Genomic DNA, 18403 nt, shown 5'->3' with positions numbered 1-18403 from the left:
CTACGATGCGTTCGCCAATGGTCGGATAGGCGTAGGTTTCAAGCGTCGATTGCCATTGCGCTACGTGCTTGGCGTTTTTGAGTTCGCGCGACTTGTTCGCAATCACGACTTCGGCGCATTCGCGGAAGGTCTTTGCCTTCGACTGCTGAACACGCAGGGCTTCGCGGTCTTGCTTCTTCTGTTCGATGGGGTCGATGCCGCCCCGAACCTGCTTGCGCAATTCGCGTGCCTTTTCGCGGGCTTCGGCCAACGACACTTCGGGATAGCTGCCTAGCCCTACGTCCCGACGATGCACTACGGGCTTGCCGTTGTCGTTCAGGCGGGTTCCGACCGCTACGCGCAACACCCATGCGCGGGAACCCCCGGCGATACGAAGGTGCAGGCCGTCCGCGCCGCCTACGGCGTGTCGTCCTTCGGTCTTCAACTTCGCTACCGCCAACGCTGATAGTTCTTTGGCCTTCTTCGGCATGGCTGCTTCCCCTTGTCCATCATCCTGTCCCACATAGGATCGCGGATTTTAGGGAACGCAGCAAGACGGTTTTGGACGACGCTATGAAATAAGTTGTTGTCGTATAAAGTATTTATTGAACTTTATAGAACATCATCGGACTACTGTTCGACAGTCACCCTCTCCGCCATCCACCCCTCATCAGCAGGCCGTTGAAAAAGGGATCATCCCGCCTTTTTTCAACTCGCCGTGCCCGGCCCATGTATCGGGCATGGCGCCGACGAATCAAACATAGATACGCATTTGATTTGCGCGCGAGGCATCCTCGCCTCGCCTTTACAGGCTGTTTTTCGACAGCCTGTCAGCGCCCATCGCGGGCCAAGCGGCTGTCACACGGTCGAACGTGGCTCCAGACCGTGCACGGCAACCCCCCTACGCGACGCAGCGATAAACCAGTGCCGGCGGCGCGTTGAAAAGCACCGGGCGGATGTCGAACCGACCGAAGCGGTCGCGCAGGCTACGCCGAAAGCGCCGGCTGGTCGGCAGCACCTGCGCATGCACGAAGCTGTATGACACGAATGCGCCGCCCGGGCGCAGCACCGTGCGCACCGCCCCGACCACCGCCGCCTGCTGTTCGGCGCTGAAATTGGCAAACGGCAGGCCGCTGACCACTGCGTCCACCGTCCCGATGCCGCGCTCGGCAAGCACCTGGGGCAGGCGCTGGGCGGCCGCGTTGACCACCTCCACCCGGGGGTATCTGGCCGCTACGTAAGCGGCGAGCGCTGTGTCCAGTTCCAGGGCAATCACGCGGCAGGCCGGATCGGCCCGCTGCGCCAGCTGGCGCGTAAAGGCCCCCGCGCCCGGCCCCAACTCCACGATCACCCGCGCGCGGGCAAAGTCGATCGAATCGGTGATCCGTCCCGCCAGCACCTGGCTGCTCGGAAACGCCGCCCCGACGCGCCGCGGATTGGCCAGAAAGGAACGCAGAAAACGCAGGTCCAAGTTCGACACCCCAGGGTGGAAAATGCGTGGGTGGAAAATGCGCGCGGCACGTTACGCGCGAGCGCGCCGCGAGACAAGCCGCCGCCGGTCGCGCGGCGAATCGGTGGTGCTACCCTACCGCGCCCCGCAATGGACATGCGGTAACCATGACGCTCGAAATCCACCTACGGATGGCCGCCGCCGCAGCGCTGGCCACGGCCCTGCTGCTGACCGCCTGTTCGGCGCCGCAAACGCCGGCGCCTCCGCCGCGCCCGGTTCGCGCCGTGCAGGCGTCGGCGACACCCGGCCGGCTGGACACGCACAGCTACGCGGCGCGCATCGAGGCCCGGCACGAGACGGTGCTGGCCTTCGAGGTCGGCGGGCGGGTCGCCGCGCGCCTGACGGAAGTCGGCGACCGGGTGGGCGCCGGCGCGCCGCTGGCCAGGCTCGACGACACCGACCTGCGCCTGCGGGTACAGGATTTATCGGCGCGCCTGGCCGCCGCGCGCGCCGAGCAGGCGGACGCCGCCGTGGCGCTGCAACGGGCCCGCGAGCTGCGTCCCAAGGGTTTCGTCAGTCAGGCCGATTTCGACCGCGCCACCTACCGCGACCAGGCCGCCGCCGCCCAGACCGATGCGCTGGTGGCGCAGCTGGATCTGGCACGCCGGCAGCTGGCCTACGCCACGCTGAAGGCGCCCATGGCCGGGGTGATCACCGCCCGCGCACTGGAAGTCGGGCAGGTGGTCGCTGCCGGCCAGGCTGCCTTCACGCTGGCGCGCACCGACGAGCTCGAGGCGGTGTTCGATCTGCCCGAGCAGCAGGTCGCGGACCTGCCGGAGGGGGTTTCAGTGACGCTGTGGACGCAGCCGGGCGAGCCGCTCACCGCCCGCGTGCGGGAAGTGGCGCCACAGGCCGCCGGCGACAGCCGCACGTACCGGGTCCGTGCCACGCTGCAGCCCGGCGGCGTGCAACCCGCCCTTGGCATGAGTGCAACGGTGGCGTTTGCCGCGCCCACTGCCATGCTGGCCGTGCCGGCCGGCGCGGTCATCAAGCGCGACGACGGCCAGGCGGCGGTGTGGGTGGTCGATGGCGAGCAGGCGGCGCGTCTGCGGCCGGTGACGCTGGGACCAGTGCAGGGCGATCAGGTCACCATCGCCAGCGGGCTCGACGCCGGCGAGTGGGTGGTGACGGCCGGGGTGCACGACCTGCGCGACGGCCAGCGCGTCACCCTGCCCTGAGGGCGCCATGACCCGTTACAACGTGGCCGAATGGGGCCTGCGGCACCCAGCGCTTACGGCGTATCTGATCGGCCTGGTACTGCTCACCGGCACGGTGGCGTTCTTCAGCCTCGGCCAGACCGACATGCCCAACTGGACCATGCGCAACATGCTGCTGCGCGTGTACTGGCCGGGGGCGAGCGCCGAGCAGATCGAGCAGCAAGTGGTCGACAAGATCGAGCGCAAGCTGCAGGAAACGCCGTGGCTGGACAACGTGGCCAGCACGTCGAAACCCGGTGAGGCGTGGATCTGGGTCAACCTCAGCAATTTCCTGGCCGACCCCAAGCCGGTGGTGCCGGACATCTGGTACCAGGTGCGAAAGAAGGTCGGCGACATCCGCGACAGCCTGCCGCCGGGCGTGCAGGGTCCCTATTTCGATGACGAGTTCGGCGACGTCTACCCGCTGGTGTACGGCGTGTGGGGCGACGATTTCAGCTACGTCGAGCTGAAAAAACAGGCCGACTGGCTGCGCGACGAGCTGCTGCGTCTGGACATCGTCGAGAAAGTGGTCGAGGTGGCCATCCAGCCGCAACGGGTGTTCGTCGAGTTCGACACGGCGCGTCTGGCCAACCTCAGGCTGAGCCCGCTTGCGCTGATCGAGGCGCTGGCCGGGCACAACGCCATGCAGCCGGCGGGGATGATCGAAAACGGCAGCGAGCGCGTGCGCTTGCGCCTTGACGGGCAGTTCCGGAGCCTCGACGACATCCGCCATGTGCCGCTCAAGGCCGCCGACGGGCGGCTGCTGTCGGTGGGCGAGCTGGCCACCGTACGCGCCGGCTACGAGGACCCGCCGCAGCTGCGCATGCGCATCAACGGCCACCCGGGCGTGGGCCTGGCGGTGTCCATGGCCGAGGGTTACAGCGTGATCGACCTGCGCCGGCAGGTGGTGGACACGCTCGCGCGCCTGGAGCCCGGCCTGCCGGTCGGCGTGCACGTGACGCCGGTGGCCGACGAGCCCGAGGTCGTCAGCCACACGCTGAACAAATTTTTCTTCAAGCTCGCCATGGCCATCGGCATCGTGCTGGTGGTGAGCTATTTCACGCTCGGGTTTCGTTCCGGCCTGGTGGTGGCGCTGGCCTTCCCGCTGGTACTGGGCACCACGTTCGTGGCCATGAAGCTGCTCGATGTCGACCTGCAGCGCATCTCGCTCGGCGCGCTCATCATCTCACTCGGCCTGCTGGTGGACGACGCCATCATCATCGTCGAGATGATGCTGGTGAAGCTGCACCAGGGCATGGATCGCTTCCACGCCGCCGCCGCCGCCTACACCAGCACCTCGTTTCCCATGCTGACCGGCACGCTGGTGACGGTGGCCGGCTTCATGCCGATCGCCATCGCCAAGACCGCCACGCGCGAGTTCATGTTCGGCCTGTACGGCGTGATCGCGGTGGCGCTGATCGTGTCCTGGGTGGTGTCGGTGCTGTTTACGCCGTATCTGGCCTACCGGCTGCTGCCGGCCACCGCGGGTCATGCCGAAACGGTCTACGACACGCCGTTCTACCAGCGCCTGCGGGCGGTGATCCGGTTCTGCGTGGACCGCCGCGGCCTGCTGCTGGCGGCGCTCGCCGTGCTGGCGGTGCTGGCGCTGCTGGCCGGCCGGCAGGTGGAAAAGCAGTTCTTCCCGCTCACCGACCGGGCCGATCTCATCGTCGAGACCTGGCTGCCGGAGGGCAGTTCGTTTGCCGCCAACGAACAACTCGCCAAAGACCTCGACACGCTGCTTGGCAGCGAGCACGGCATCCGCCGCTGGGTGAGCTACGTCGGCACCGACACGCCGCGCATCTTCACCGACCTGTGGATCGAACCGCCGGCGCACAACGTCATCAAGACCTACGTGCTGGCCGAGGACCGGCCGACGCGCGATCGCCTGCGCGAGGACCTGCGCACGCGCATCGCCCGCGAGCTGCCGCAGGCGCGCACGCGCGTGAACGTGTTCCCGTTCGGCATGCCGGTGCCGGCCTCGCTCGAGTACCGCGTCAGCGGCCCGGACCGGCGCAAGCTGCGCGACATCGCCGCCGAGGTACGCGCGGCGGTCGAGACCTACCCGCAGGCCACCGGCATCCACTACGACTGGCGTGGGCCGATCACCACCGTGCGCGTCGAGCTAGACCAGGCGCGCCTGGCGGCGCTCGGCCTGTCGCCGCAGCGCCTGGGCGAAGGACTCGACATGCTGCTGCTCGGAAAGCCGGTCACGCAGCTGCGCGATGGCGACGAGACCATCGACGTGGTGCTGCGCCTGACCGACGACGAGCGCACGCGCCTGGGCTACCTGCAAAACGTGCCGGTGCCGCTGGCCGACGGCCACAGCCTGCCGCTTGGCCAGCTCGCCAAACTGCAGCTGGCGGTCGAGGAAGGCGTGGTGCGCCGCTACAACCGCGTGCCGACCATCACCGTGCGGGCCGACATTCCCTGGTACGTGCAGCCGCTGGACGTCGACGCGCGGCTGAAGCCGCAGCTCGACGCCGTGCGCGCGCGCCTGCCGCTCGGCTACCACCTCGAGGTCGGCGGCACCGGCGAGATGAACGCCGAGGTGGATGCCGCCATCGGCGGCGCCATGCCGATCATCCTGCTGGCCATCGTCACGCTGCTGATGGTGCAGTTGCAGCGCCTGAGCCTGACGCTGCTGGTGGTGGCCAGCGCCCCGCTGGGCTTGATCGGCGTGCTGCTCACGCTGTGGGCGGTGGATTTGCCGCTCGGCTTCGTGGCGCGCCTTGGCGTGCTGGCACTGGCCGGCATCACCATGCGCAACACCGTGATCCTGGTCGAGCAGATCCGGCAGGACGTGGCCGCCGGCACGAGCGCCTATCAGGCCGTGATCGAAGCCAGCGTGCGGCGCTTTCGACCCATCGTGGTCACTGCCGCGGCCGCCATCCTGGCGCTCGTCCCGCTGATGACCGACCCGTTCTGGGGGCCGATGGCCTATGCCATGATGGGCGGTCTGCTGGTCGCCACCGTGCTCACGGTGCTGTGCGTGCCGGCGCTGTATGCGGCCTGTTTTCGCCTGCGTGCGGCCGCTTGATGGAAAATGCTGAAAAATTCCCTCCATGGAATTTTTCAGCTCGCTGCTGCGCGGTACACCCCCGCGCAGCGCTCCACGAATCAAGCGCTTACGCCCTTGATTCAGGCCGGGGCAGCCTGCCCCGGAAGGGGCCGCGGAATAAATCTGCGGTTCCCTTGATGCCGGAACCGAGAGGAGCTCCCCCGATGAAAGCCTGGCTGGTCGAGGATTGGTGCACGCCTGACCGGATGCGATGGGTCGAGCTGCCGCTGCCGCAGCCGGGGCCCGGACAGGTGCGCGTCAAGGTGGCGGCGGCGGCGCTGAATTTCCTCGACACGCTGATGATCGGCGGGCGCTATCAGGAACGCCCGCCGCTGCCGTTCACGCCCGGCGTGGAGCTGTCCGGCACGGTGGATGCCGTCGGCAGCGGCGTGGACCTGCCAATCGGCGCGCGCGTCTGTGGGCTGGTGAGTCACGGCGCGTTCGCCGAGTACGCTTGCGTCGACGCGGCCGATCTGTACCCGGTGCCGGACGGCATCGATCTGCAAACCGCCGCCGCCCTGCCAGTGGTCTACGGCACCGCGCATCACGCGCTGGTCGAACGCGGCCGGCTCGCGGCCGGCGAGACGCTGCTGGTGCTGGCCGCCGCCGGCGGCGTGGGTCTGGCCACGGTGCAGCTCGGCCGGGCGCTGGGTGTTACCGTGCTGGCTGGCGCCGGGGGCGCCCAAAAGTGCGCGCTCGCCGCCGCGCACGGCGCCGCGCAGACCTTCGATTACACCGCGCCCGACTGGGCCGACCAGGTCAAGGCGGCCACGCAGGGCCGCGGCGTCGACGCCGTGTTCGATCCGCTGGGCGGCGATTACACCGCCGCGGCGCTGCGCCTGCTGGCGGTCGGCGGGCGGCTGCTGATCGTCGGCTTCGCCGCCGGCGCCATCCCGCAGATTCCGGCCAACCGCCTGCTGCTGAAAGACCTGTCGGCGGTGGGCGTGGTGTGGGGGCCGTGGCGACGGCGCCACCGCGCCGCCGCGGCGGCGCAGATGGCAAGCCTGTTCGAGCTGTGGCAAAACGGCACCATCACGCCGCTGGTGTCGCAGCGCCGGCCGCTGCACGAGGCGCCGGCCGCCATCGCCGATCTGGGCGCCCGGCGCACCACCGGCAAGGTCCTGCTGATTCCCGGAGATGCCGCATGAGCGCCGAAGCACCGCGCGTCCCGCTGCCGCCGCCCATCCTGTACGCCGTCGCCATCGGGCTTGGCCTGTGGCTCGAACGCCCGCTGCCCTGGCCGCTGCCGGGCGGCGCGGCACGCTTTTGGACCGGCGCGGTGCTGATCGCGCTGGCCGTGCTGCTGTTCGGCTGGTGCCTTGGCGAGCTGCGCCGCCATCAAACCACCATCAACCCGCACCGCGCCGCCAGCAGCCTGGTCACCAGCGGGCCGTTTCGCTTCAGCCGCAACCCGATTTACGTCGCCCTCACCGTGCTGCAGATCGGCGTGGCGCTGCTGGCCTCCAGCACCTGGGTGCTGGTGATGCTGGCCTGGTTGCTGCCGGTCATGCAGCACTTCGTGATCGCCCGCGAGGAAGACCACCTGCGCTGGCGCTTCGGGCAGGACTACGCCGACTATTGCGCGCGGGTACGACGCTGGCTGTGAGCCGCATCGCCCGCGCACGGCGCTGGCTGCGGCGGGTCGTCAACTATGCGCTGCTGACCTGGCTGGTGGTCACCGTCGGCAGCGTACTGCTGCTGCGCTGGCTGCCGCCGCCGACCACCTCGTTCATTCTGCAGAACCGCATCGCGGCGATGCGCGCCGGCTACGGCTTCTACCCCTATCCCTACCACTGGGTGGACTACCAGAACATCGCCCCGGTGATGGCGCTGGCGGTGATCGCGGCCGAGGATCAGAACTTTCGCCAGCATCACGGGCTGGACCTGTCCGGCATCCGTCGGGCGATCCGCGACAACCAGTACCGCGACCGCCCGCGCGGCGCCAGCACCATCACCCAGCAGACCGCCAAGAACCTGTTCCTGTGGCGCGGCCAGAGCTGGCTGCGCAAGGGAGTGGAGCTGTACTTCACCGGCCTACTGGAACTGTTGTGGCCCAAGCAACGGATCCTCGAGGTCTATCTGAACGTCGCCCAGTTCGGTGGCAGTGTGTTTGGCGTGGAGGCCGCCGCGCGGACCTATTTCAACTGCTCGGCAGCCCAGCTCACACGCGAGCAGGCGGCGCTGCTGGCGGCGGTGCTGCCGTCGCCGTCGCTGCTGCACGTGGATGCGCCATCCGACTACCTGCGCCAGCGCCAGCGCTGGGTGTTGAACCAGATGCGCCGCCTCGGGCCAGGTTACCTACAGGGGCTTTGACGGCGGTTCCGGTTGTGGCAAGCGCGGCGCATGCGACCGGCGGGCGCTGTGCATCGGCGTGACGAAACCGATTTCAATCAAGAAATCGTTTCAAATTAGTTATTGCGATCGATTCGCAATACCGTTATTGTTCCCGCACATTCTTCAGCGAGAACCACGACGGTCATGTTCACGCGCCCACCCGAGCCACGCGACGCCCTTGCGGAACAGCCCACGCCGGCTTGCCCAACGCCGCCGCGCTACGCCGCCGAACACCTGTTCGCGGGCGCCCGACAGGTGATCATCGTGCACGGCGGACGCGAGTACTGCCTGCGTCTGACGGCCGCCAACAAGCTGATCCTGACGGCCTGAGGCATGGCGCAGGCAAGTCACCACCAACCCCGGCAGCCGCGGCGCGAAGCGCTGCTCGGCGCCGGCAGCGCCGTGGCGCTGCACGCGCTGGCCGCCTGGCTGCTGCTGCACCAGCCGCCGACGGTGCCGTTGCAGGCGCCGCGCATCCTCGAGGTCAGCCTGCTGGCGGCGCCGGCGCCGGTCGCCGCGAGCGTGCCGGCAGCGCCGGCCGAACCGGTCAAAGCGCCCGACCCGCCACCGCCGCCGACACCCAAGCCCGTCGAACGACGGCCTGCGAAACCGCGCCCGGCGGTCGTCAAACCGGCGCCCCCCAAGCCGACCGACGAACGGCCAGCGCCGAGCAACCCCGCCCCGACCGGCGCCGCCGCTTCACCCGCACCGGCCGCACCGGCCACCGCCGCGGCACAGACCGCCGCCAGCGCCGGCGAACCCGCGTTGACCGCGCCGCGCTTCGACGCCGCCTACCTCAACAACCCACCACCAACCTACCCGCCGCTGTCGCGCCGCCTCGGCGAGCAGGGTCGCGTGCTGGTGCGGGTGTTCGTCGACCCCAGCGGCGCCCCGGCGCAGGTGGAACTGCGCGAGTCGAGCGGCCATCGCCGCCTCGATGACGCCGCCGCGGCGGCGGTGCGCCGCTGGCGCTTCGTGCCGGCGCGACGCGGCGACGAGCCGGTCGGCGCCTGGGTGCTGGTACCGATTTCGTTCAACCTGCGGAGCTGACACATGGAACAAAGCCTGGGCATCGCCCACTTCCTCGCCCACGCCGACGGCGTCGGGCGTTTTCTGCTGGGGGTGCTGCTGCTGATGTCGCTCGCCAGCTGGTACCTGATCGCCAGCAAGGCGCTGTCGACCTGGCGCATGGCGCGCCAGCGGCGGCGGTTTCTGGCCGTGTTCCAGGACGCCGGCGATCTTGCCGAGATCGAGGATTTCGTGCGCGAGCACGGCGCCTGCGAGCCGTTCTCGCACCTCGCCGACCGCGGCCTGGCGGCGATGCGCCAGTACCGTACCCGCACCGGCCAGCGGCTGATCGAATCGGTGCCGGCGGACGAGTTCCTGACGCGCGCGCTGCGCCGCGCCATCGAGCAGGACACCGCGCGCCTGGAACACGGCCAGACGGTGCTGGCGTCGGTGGCCTCGGCGGCGCCGTTCGTGGGTCTTTTCGGCACCGTGTGGGGCATCTACCACGCCCTGCTGGCGATCGGCATGACCGGCCAGGCCAGCCTCGACAAGGTGGCGGGGCCGGTCGGCGAGGCTCTGATCATGACCGCGCTGGGTCTGGCCGTCGCCATCCCGGCGGTGCTGGCGTACAACGCCTTTGCCCGCAGTAACCGGCTGCTGCTGGCCGAGCTCGACGGCTTCGCGCACGACCTGTTCGCCTTCATGTCGACCGGCACGCGCCTGCCCGCCGCGCAGACCGCGCCGGCGCCGCGCGCACAGCCGCAGCCGGCCACGGAGGCGGCGTGATGGCCTTCGGCAGCTTCGGCGGCAACGGCCGCCAGCAACCGGCGGCGGAGATCAACATGATCCCGCTGATCGACGTGATGCTGGTGCTGCTGGTGATCTTCATCGTCACCGCGCCGCTGCTGACGCACGCCGTGCGCGTAGACCTGCCGCAGGCGAGCAGCGCGCCGGCGCCGGCCGACCCGCAGGCAATCGAGCTCACGCTCGACGCGCAGGGCCAGACCTACTGGAACGCCGAGCCGATCGGTGAGGCGGAACTCGCCGCGCGCCTCAGCGCCGTCTCCCAGCAGCAGCCACAGCCGGAACTGCGCCTGCGCGCCGACGGCGCCGTGCCGTACCGGCAGGTGGCACAGGTGATGGCGGCGGCATCGAGCGCCGGCGTGCAGCGCCTTGGCTTCGTGACGGTGCCCGACAGCGATGGGGGCACCGATGCCCGGTAAGCGTCGGCAGCGGTGGTCGCCGGCGCCAGGCCGGACCTGGCGCCACCAGCCAGTGGCGCTCGCGGAGGCACTCGCCATGTAGACCCGCCTGCACTCCCATGTCGCCAGCCAGCCTCGCGCCAGCCAGCTCCCCCATTCCCGAACGCGCGAGAGCCTGGACATGACATTCGCCTGCCGTATCCCGTTCCTGCCCCCTGCCACGGTGCGACCGCGCCCGGCCGCGGCACCGCAGTGGCTGCCCGCCGCGCTTGTCGTCGCCGGCCTGGGTCCGCTCGCCGCCGCTCGCGCCGCCGGCGACACTGCCGATGACCCCGTCAGCACGCTCGACACCGTCACTGTCGAGGCGGCGCGCACCGGCCAGAGCATCGCCGAGCTGCCGCGCACGGTGCAGATCCTCGACCGCGCGCAGATCGAGCAGCAAGCGCGCAGCGGCAAGAGCCTGAGCGAGGTGCTCGACGCCCTGGTACCGGCGCTCGGCCCGAGCTCGCAGACCCTCACCAATTTCACCCAGACGCTACGCGGCCGCGACCCGCTGTATCTGGTGGACGGCGTGTCGCTGAACTCGAACCGCGCCATCAGCCGCCAGCTCACCAGCGTGGACATCCACGAGATCGAGCGCATCGAAGTGCTGTCGGGCGCCACTTCCATCTACGGCGCCGGCGCGGCCGGCGGCATCATCAACATCGTCACCCGGCGCGCCAACGAGCCCGGATTGAAGCTGCGCAGCGAGCTGGGGCTGTCGGCGTTCACCGCCGATCCCGACGAGGACAGCTCGCAGTACCGCGTGAGCCAGTCGGCGGCGTTCGCCGGCGATCGGTTCGATGTCTACGCCGGCGCCAACTACGAGGTGCGCCACGGCTTTTTCGACGGCAGCGGCGATCGCATCGCGCCCGATCCGGCGCAACTGTCGCGCAACGACACCGATTCCTGGGACCTGCACCTCAAAGGTGGCCTGAAGCTGGATGCCGGGCGTTACTTGTCGGCATCACTGCAGGCGTTCCAGGACGAGCAGGACACCGATTTCGGCCCTTACCTGGGTGGCCCAGGCGTGCCGGCATTGTTTGGGAAGACGGTTGAAAGCCGTGCCGTGCCAGGGTTGAAACTGGACGATCAGCCCTATACCAAGCGCCGCATGGCGCATATCGATTACCAGGACCCGGGTCTGTTCGGGCAGGACTTCCGCGCCCAAGCCTACTGGCGGCGCGAGGAATTCGGCTTCTATCCCTTCCCGGGCACGCTGCGCGTGCCGGCGGGCGCCGTCGGCAATCCGCGCCCGATCACGCTGCCGTACGTCAACCAGTCCAGCAACGAGGCGGACGTGTACGGTCTTCGCACCACCTTCACCACGCCGCTTGAAGCGCTGCTGCCGCTACGCGGCAAGCTGACCTGGGGTGCCGACCTCGACGTCGACAGCAACCAGGCCGATGCCCGGCAATACGACGTGGCCACCTACCTGGCCTCCGGCGGGCTAGTGCATCAGCCGCTGCCGGTACGCCTCGAATACTCGCCAGACCTGCGCACACGCTCGGCAGCGGCGTTCGCGCAGACGGACTGGCAAGCCACCGAGCGATGGTCGTTCCAGGGCGGTGTCCGCTACCAGAACGTCGAAGTAAAGGTGGACGACTACACCCCCATCACGGAGGAGATCTTTGCCCTGAACGGCATCACCACGAAACCGGCCGTACTGGACGGAGGCACGCTCAAGTACGACGCCTTCGTGTTCAACGGCGGCACCGTGTTCGCGCTCGACGAGCGCATGGAGCTGTTCGCCAGCTTTTCTCAGGGCTTCGAGCAACCCGACGTGGCGCGCCTGCTGCGCAGCGCCCAGCCGGCCGGATCGGTGCCGGTGCAGTTCGGTGGCGCCCAGCCAACCGAGGTGTCCGAGTCGCAGCTCAAAGCGATCAAGACCGACGCCTGGGAGATCGGCTGGCGTGGCCATTTCCGTGTGGTGGAAGCCAATCTGTCTACCTTCTACAGCCACTCGGACAAGACGGCGCTGTTCGATGGGCAGTTTGTAACCATGACCGACCAGAAAAAGCGCATCTATGGCCTGGAAGGCGCGCTCACCGTCTACCTCACCGAACACCTGTCGACCGGCGGCAACTTCGCCTGGGTGCGCGGCCAGACACGGGTGGACGGGCAGTGGCAGGCGCTCAATGCCTGGGAAGTGGCTCCGCCCAAACTCGGCGGCTTCGTGCAGTGGCAGCAGCGCGACCTGTGGTCGCTGCGGGCACAGGTCATGCGGGTCACCGACGACGACGACGCCGTGCACGACGGCACACCCAGTGCGGTGCGCATCGACGGTTATACCACGGTGGACCTGATCGGCTCGCTGCGCGCCGGCAAGGGCCAACTGGGTCTTGCCGTGTCGAATCTGCTCGACGAGGACTATTACACCGTCTATGCCCAACAGGCCGGGGCCGTGTATGGCAGCTTCACGCGCATTCCCGCCTTCGGGCGGCGTGTCGGCCTCACGTATTCGATCGACTATTGAGCCATGCCTGTCAATCCGGAGATACCCATGCGCTGATTTTTGGAAACACGCCATACGCCAGCCAGCTAACGCATGCCAGCCAGCGAACCAACCTCACGACGTTCAGGAAGTCTGTCATGCGACGACTGCAATCACTTCGGAAATCCGATGCCAGCAAGGCTGGCAACTACGCCCTGGGATCGATCCGCCACCCATGCGCTGTAGCGGCATCGCTGAGCAGCATCCTGCTGTTTGCGCCCGGCTTACTGTCCGCAGCACAGAGCGACACGCCGCCAGAGGCGAGCGACGAGCCGGCCGTCGCCTTGCCGACCGTGCAGGTCAACGACGAAACCTATCGACAGACGGCGACCAAGTCGGTCCTACCGACCGAACTTACTCCGCAAAGCATCTCTGTCATCGACCAGGACACGCTGCAGATGCGCAATGCCGATTCGGTGAACGAGGCGCTGCGTTATGTATCCGGTGTCAATACCGAGCTGCGCGGCGGCGCAGTGACGCGCATGGACCAATTCGTCATCCGCGGCTTTCCCAATTACCAGAACTATTACGACGGCCTGCCGCTGCTCTATAACGGCTGGAATCTGCAGCCGCAGATCGACGCCGCCGCCATCGAGCAGGTGGAGGTATTCAAGGGCCCGACCTCATCCCTGTACGGCAACATGCCACCCGGCGGTTTCGTCAACTTGATCGGCAAGCGGCCGTCGAGTACGCCATTCAACCGCCTATCGGCATCGACCGGCACCCGCTCTTTACGCGAGACGAGCTTCGACTCACGCGGCGCGCTCGGCGACACAAACCTGTCCTACAGCGCCGTGGGCTTGGCGCGTAGAAGCAATGGCCAGGCCGTCACCTCGGATGACGAGCGCTACCTGTTCGCGCCGTCCGTGGACTGGCGGCTGGGCGAACACACGCTGCTGAACGTCAACCTCTACTATCAGAAAGACCCTTCGGCCGGCATCTACAACACCATACCCGCCGCCGGCAGCGTGTTCGGCACACCATTCGGCCGCCTCGACACCGATGCCTACGCCGGCGATGCCAACTGGAATACCTACGAGCGCGAGGTGGTGCTGCCGGGTTACCGGCTGAATCACGACTTCGGCAACGGCTGGAGCTTTCTGCATCAACTGCGTTACCAGAATGCCGATGCCAATCAGAAAAATACCTACAACACGGGTCTGCTGAGCGATTACACCGGGCGGACCGAGGATCAACGCCTGCTGCTGCGCCGCGCCTACCTGACCGACGAAACCGCCAACGGGATGGCGCTCGACAACCAGTTGGCCGGACAGGTGCGCACCGGCGCGGTCGAGCACAACCTGCTGTTGGGCGTCGACTATCAACGGCTCGATTCGGACATCGCCTACGAGGATGCCGCCACGGTGCCGATCGACCTGTTCGCGCCCAACCACCACCTCATCGATCCGGCCACGCTCGATTTCGCCGCCTCCGGCCTCAGTTCCGACTTCACCATCGACAGCGAGCAGCGTGGTTTCTATCTGCAGGACCAGTTGCGCTGGAACCGCTGGGTGTTCATCGCCAGTGGCCGCCATGACCAATACGACTACAAGGAGACCGGCCGCAAATACGGCGCACCGGCCACCAGCAAGATCGATCAGCAGGAGTTTTCGGTGCGCACCGGGCTGCTGTACGCGTTCGACAGCGGCTGGGCGCCCTACGTCAACTATGCGCAGAGCTTCGAGCCGGTGGGTGGCAGCGATCGCAGCGGCAACACCTTCGAGCCGGCCACCGCCGAGCAATGGGAAGTCGGCCTCAAATACGCCTCGGCCGACCGGCGCAACCAGTTCTCGGTGGCGGCATTCGAGATCACCAAGGAAAACGACCTCACCCGGGATCCGAACGGCGGCCCGTATGACCTGATCCAGGCCGGCGAAACGCGCTCACGCGGTGTCGAGCTGGAAACGCGATATCTGTTCACCGACGCGCTGATGGCGCTGCTCAGCGCCACCTGGCTGGACATGGAAATTACCAAGGACACGCGCGGCCTCGAAGGCAAGACCCCGGTGTGGGTGCCGGATGTGACGGCATCGCTGTGGCTGCAGTACGACCTGTTCGATGGCCCTGCCGCCGGCACCACGCTCGGCGCCGGCGTGCGCTACGTGGGCGAGACGCAGATCGATGCACTCAACACCGGCGAAGTGCCGGATTACACCGTGTTCGACCTGGCCGCCTCATACGACCTCGGTCGCGTGAATCCATCCCTGCGCGGCACCACGCTGCAGCTGACGGCCAACAACCTGACGGATCACCGTTACGTTACCTGCTACGACCGCAACAACTGCTGGTTCGGCGCCGAACGTACGGTCGAGGTCGGCGTTCAGTACGACTTTTGACGACGGACCGACGCCGATGTCTGCACTCGTGGATGCCTTGCCTGCCGTGCTGAACGCCGCCGCCATCGTCTGCCTGTGGCGCGCCTGGCGCGGGCGTGGCTGGCCCTGGGTGGTCGCGAGCGTCGCCGGCGGATCGGCAGCGCTGCTGCTGTGGTGGCAGCTGGCCGGCGCCGAGTTCGGCAGCATCTATGCCTTGGGGACCACCGCGCTTGGCGCCTGGGCCTGGATCGCCGCGACCGCCACGCGCGCCGGCGCCAGCCCCGCCGGCGACCGGCCGCCCTGGCGCGCTGCGGCGCCGTCCGCGGGCCCGCTGCTGCGCGGCCTGGGCACGGCGGTGCTGGTGGGTCCGATCGCGCTGGCGGCCGTCGTCGTGGCGTGCCTGCACGGGGTGTACTGGCTGCCCGGCGATGCCGCCGCGCGCTGGGTGGCGGCGGCCTTCGCGCTGCCGCTGCTATGGGCCGCCGTCGCTACCATCGTGTAGGGTATCGAACGGCGCGGACGGGCGGCGCTCGCACTGGGCGCGCTCGGTGGGCTCGGCGCGCTCCTGCTGCCCGGCGGGAGCCTGCCGTGAAGTGGCCGCTTCGCAGTGCGGCGGTCAGGCGGCTGCGGCGGGCGCACGCGGCGCTCGGGCTCGCGCTCGCCGGGCTGCTGTATGTGATCTGTCTGACAGGAACACTGTCCGTATTTCGCGACGAGTTCGAGCGCTGGGAACAGCCTCGGGTACCCGAGTCGACCAGCTATTCGGCCGCGCAGATCGCGCGCGCGGTCGAGCAGTTCCGCGCCGAGGTGGTCGCCAACCCCGACAAGCTCTACGTGGTGCTTCCCAGCGAGTCCCTGCCGCGCCTGCACCTGTCCGCAGACGAGCAGGAGCGTTACGTGCGACCCGACGGCACGCTCGATGTCGCCCCTGTCGACGGCTGGACGCACATGCTGGTCCACTTGCACGCCCAACTGCTGCTGCCGGAAACGCTTGGCGTAATCGTCACCGGCAGTATCGGCGCGCTGCTGTGCGCGCTCGTCCTGAATGGCCTGCTGTCGCACCCGAAGCTGGTCAAGGACCTGTTCCGCTGGCGGCGCGATCGCTCCGACGTGCTGCGCCACAGCGACCTGCACAACCGGCTCGGCGTGTGGGGCAGTCCGTTCTTTCTGATGTTCGGGCTCACCGGCGCTTTCTTCGGCCTGGTCGGCGTGCTGATTGCCGCCGGCGCCGAGCGCTGGTTCGACGGCGACCGCGAGGCGATCCTGGCCTCGGTGTACGGCGCCGACATCGAGGTCGCGGCGGCCCCGTCGCAGATCGACTACGAGCGCGCGCTGGGCGAACTGAGCCGACTCGCGCCCGCGGCCACGCCGATCTACCTGATGATCCAGAGCCCCGGTACCGAGCACCAGTTCCTGGAAATCGGCGCCACCCTGCCCGGGCGGCTGATCTACTCGGAGATCTATCGCTTCGATGCCAGCGGCGCATCGCTGGGGCACCAGGGTCTGTCCGATGGCCCGCTGGCGCGGCAGATCGCCTACTCCGTCTACCGCCTGCACTTCGGCCACTTCGGCGGCTGGGCCAGCAAGCTGCTCTATGGCGTGCTGGGCCTGGCGCTGGCCTCGGTATGCGTGTCCGGCGTCAACATCTGGCTCGCCCGGCGTGATCACCGCAGCGTCGTAAACGGCCTCTGGGACGGCCTGGTGTGGGGCGTTCCGATCGCGCTTGCGGCATCGGCCACGGCAGCGCTGCTCGAAGTCCCGGCACAGACCGTGTTGCTGGCGACACTCGCGTTGCTGCTCGCGGCAGCCGGGGCCTTGCCCGGCCGGCTCGGCCGCGCACCGCTGCGGAGCCTGCTGGCACTCTGCCTGCTTGCGCTGGCGGGCGTGCACGATTGGCGTTTCAGCATCGACCAGCCGCCCGTCGCCATCGCCATCGACGGCGTGCTTTGCGCCATCGCGCTGTATCTGCCATGGCCGCTGCTGACTGCCCGACACGGTCACTCGAGCGTAGTGGCACCCAGCCTGCGCGCACCCATGACAACCGAGGAGACCCGATGACCTGACCATCCACTACCCCGTCCGATCAAACAAACCAGGCCAGCCAGCGGATGCCAGCCAGCCCTTTGCGTCCAATCGAACACCGTTCAGGGAGTTACCCCATGCACCGCACATCGCGCTACGCCAAGCAGGCCCCCGCGTCTGCCAGTCGATCTCGCCTACCACTCGGCGCGCTCGCCACCTCCATGCTGCTGGCGCCGCTCGGCGCGCTGGCCGCCGACGAAACCACCCTGCCGCAGGTCAACGTGCAGGACGAGCGCTACGACGACACGCCCGAGGGCTATCAGGGCGGCACCACGCGCGTCGGCAAGACCGAGCAGCTCGCCAAGGACGTGCCGCAGGCGCTGTCGATCGTCTCGCAGCAACTCATCGAGGAAACCAACGCCAACACGCTCAAGGAAGCCCTGCGGCACGTCAGCGGCCTCACCTTCAACGCCGGCGAGGGTGGGCGCATCGGCGACAACATGATGCTGCGCGGCTTCTACACGTTCGGCGACATGTACCTGGACGGCATCCGCGACGTGGCGCAGTACAACCGCGAGACCTTCAACCTGGAGCAGGTGGAGGTGCTGCGCGGCTCGGCGGCCATGCTGTTCGGCCGCGGTCAGGCCGGCGGCGTGATCAACCAGGCCAGCAAGCGGGCGATTCTGGAAGACCGCGCCGAGCTGGCGCTGACCGGCGGCAGCGAAACCTACCGCCGCGGCACGGCGGACGTGAATTACGTGCTCGGCCAACACGTGGCGGCGCGCCTGAACGTGATGAAGACCGACGCCGGCAGCACGCGCGATCACGTCACCTCCGAGCGCGAGGGCGCGGCGCCGACCATCACCTTCGGTCTTGGCACCGACCACCGCCTGACGCTGTCGCACTACTACCTGTGGACGCACAACACGCCCGATTACGGCGTGCCGTTCTTCCAGAACCGGCCGCTCGACGTGTCAAAACACACCTTCTACGGCACCAATCAGGACTTCGAGGACAACCGTACCAACATGAGTACGGCCACCTACGAGTTCAGCGTGTCACCCGACAGCACGCTGCGCACGGTGCTGCGCCATGCCGACTACATGCGCGATCTGTGGGCGGTGGCGCCGCGCCTGGCCGGCGGCGCCACCGCGGCGTCCATCGCCGACGGCACGGCGATCATCAACCGCCAGCGCCAGGCGCGCGGCGGCGAGGAGGAAACCTGGACCAGCCAGACCGACTT

At 68.3% G+C, this 18403-nt stretch carries 16 protein-coding genes; 14 read left to right on the top strand and 2 right to left on the bottom strand.

Features of this window, described 5'->3' with window-relative positions; genetic code table 11:
* Both PHC73_RS03580 and PHC73_RS03575 read right to left on the bottom strand, forming a co-directional pair.
* A partial coding sequence (locus tag PHC73_RS03580) for an Arm DNA-binding domain-containing protein (RefSeq protein WP_300124559.1) occupies positions 1 to 469 on the bottom strand: 469 nt, incomplete at its 3' end.
* Between the two features lie 411 nt (positions 470 to 880).
* Positions 881 to 1450, bottom strand: coding sequence for a methyltransferase domain-containing protein (locus PHC73_RS03575; protein WP_300124556.1), 570 nt, complete (start codon positions 1448 to 1450; stop codon positions 881 to 883).
* Between the two features lie 146 nt (positions 1451 to 1596).
* On the opposite strand from PHC73_RS03575, the gene PHC73_RS03570 reads away from it, so the two are divergent.
* From PHC73_RS03570 to PHC73_RS03505, 14 genes are all read left to right on the top strand, one after another.
* Complete coding sequence (locus tag PHC73_RS03570) at positions 1597 to 2667, top strand: efflux RND transporter periplasmic adaptor subunit (RefSeq protein ID WP_300124553.1); 1071 nt, start codon at positions 1597 to 1599, stop codon at positions 2665 to 2667.
* A gap of 7 nt (positions 2668 to 2674) precedes the next feature.
* The gene (locus PHC73_RS03565; protein ID WP_300124550.1) at positions 2675 to 5725 is read left to right on the top strand and encodes an efflux RND transporter permease subunit; all 3051 of its coding nucleotides are present in this window, start codon (positions 2675 to 2677) and stop codon (positions 5723 to 5725) included.
* 185 nt (positions 5726 to 5910) lie between these two features.
* A complete protein-coding gene (locus PHC73_RS03560; RefSeq protein ID WP_300124548.1) occupies positions 5911 to 6894 on the top strand; it encodes an NADPH:quinone oxidoreductase family protein in 984 nt (327 codons plus the stop codon).
* On the top strand, positions 6891 to 7352 hold the full coding sequence (locus PHC73_RS03555; protein WP_300124545.1) for an isoprenylcysteine carboxylmethyltransferase family protein: 462 nt from the start codon (positions 6891 to 6893) through the stop codon (positions 7350 to 7352). The genes PHC73_RS03560 and PHC73_RS03555 overlap by 4 nt, the downstream gene beginning before the upstream one ends.
* Positions 7349 to 8059 (top strand): monofunctional biosynthetic peptidoglycan transglycosylase, encoded by a 711-nt coding sequence (gene mtgA, locus PHC73_RS03550; RefSeq protein WP_300124542.1) that lies wholly within the window; start codon positions 7349 to 7351, stop codon positions 8057 to 8059. The genes PHC73_RS03555 and mtgA overlap by 4 nt, the downstream gene beginning before the upstream one ends.
* Before the next feature lie 165 nt (positions 8060 to 8224).
* The gene (locus PHC73_RS03545; protein WP_300124539.1) at positions 8225 to 8410 is read left to right on the top strand and encodes a hemin uptake protein HemP; all 186 of its coding nucleotides are present in this window, start codon (positions 8225 to 8227) and stop codon (positions 8408 to 8410) included.
* A gap of 3 nt (positions 8411 to 8413) precedes the next feature.
* Positions 8414 to 9130 (top strand): energy transducer TonB, encoded by a 717-nt coding sequence (locus tag PHC73_RS03540; protein ID WP_300124536.1) that lies wholly within the window; start codon positions 8414 to 8416, stop codon positions 9128 to 9130.
* Positions 9131 to 9133: 3 nt separating this feature from the next.
* A complete protein-coding gene (locus tag PHC73_RS13915; protein WP_366949793.1) occupies positions 9134 to 9874 on the top strand; it encodes a MotA/TolQ/ExbB proton channel family protein in 741 nt (246 codons plus the stop codon).
* On the top strand, positions 9874 to 10311 hold the full coding sequence (locus PHC73_RS03530) for a biopolymer transporter ExbD (protein WP_300124535.1): 438 nt from the start codon (positions 9874 to 9876) through the stop codon (positions 10309 to 10311). Before PHC73_RS13915 ends, PHC73_RS03530 begins: the two co-directional genes overlap by 1 nt.
* Before the next feature lie 160 nt (positions 10312 to 10471).
* The gene (locus tag PHC73_RS03525) at positions 10472 to 12805 is read left to right on the top strand and encodes a TonB-dependent receptor (protein ID WP_300124533.1); all 2334 of its coding nucleotides are present in this window, start codon (positions 10472 to 10474) and stop codon (positions 12803 to 12805) included.
* Positions 12806 to 12921: 116 nt separating this feature from the next.
* On the top strand, positions 12922 to 15159 hold the full coding sequence (locus PHC73_RS03520) for a TonB-dependent siderophore receptor (RefSeq protein ID WP_300124531.1): 2238 nt from the start codon (positions 12922 to 12924) through the stop codon (positions 15157 to 15159).
* A gap of 16 nt (positions 15160 to 15175) precedes the next feature.
* Positions 15176 to 15640, top strand: coding sequence for a hypothetical protein (locus PHC73_RS03515; protein ID WP_300124529.1), 465 nt, complete (start codon positions 15176 to 15178; stop codon positions 15638 to 15640).
* Positions 15641 to 15726: 86 nt separating this feature from the next.
* Positions 15727 to 17196 carry a PepSY domain-containing protein gene (locus PHC73_RS03510; protein ID WP_300124526.1) on the top strand — a complete coding sequence of 490 codons (1470 nt, stop codon included), beginning with the start codon at positions 15727 to 15729 and terminating at the stop codon, positions 17194 to 17196.
* A 101-nt stretch (positions 17197 to 17297) separates the two neighbouring features.
* Positions 17298 to 18403: TonB-dependent siderophore receptor (locus PHC73_RS03505; protein WP_300124524.1), on the top strand; the 1106-nt coding region annotated here is incomplete at its 3' end.

The organism is Immundisolibacter sp. (assembly GCF_028696615.1).
Lineage (GTDB): Bacteria > Pseudomonadota > Gammaproteobacteria > Immundisolibacterales > Immundisolibacteraceae > Immundisolibacter.
This window is presented reverse-complemented; position numbering and strand designations above follow the sequence as displayed.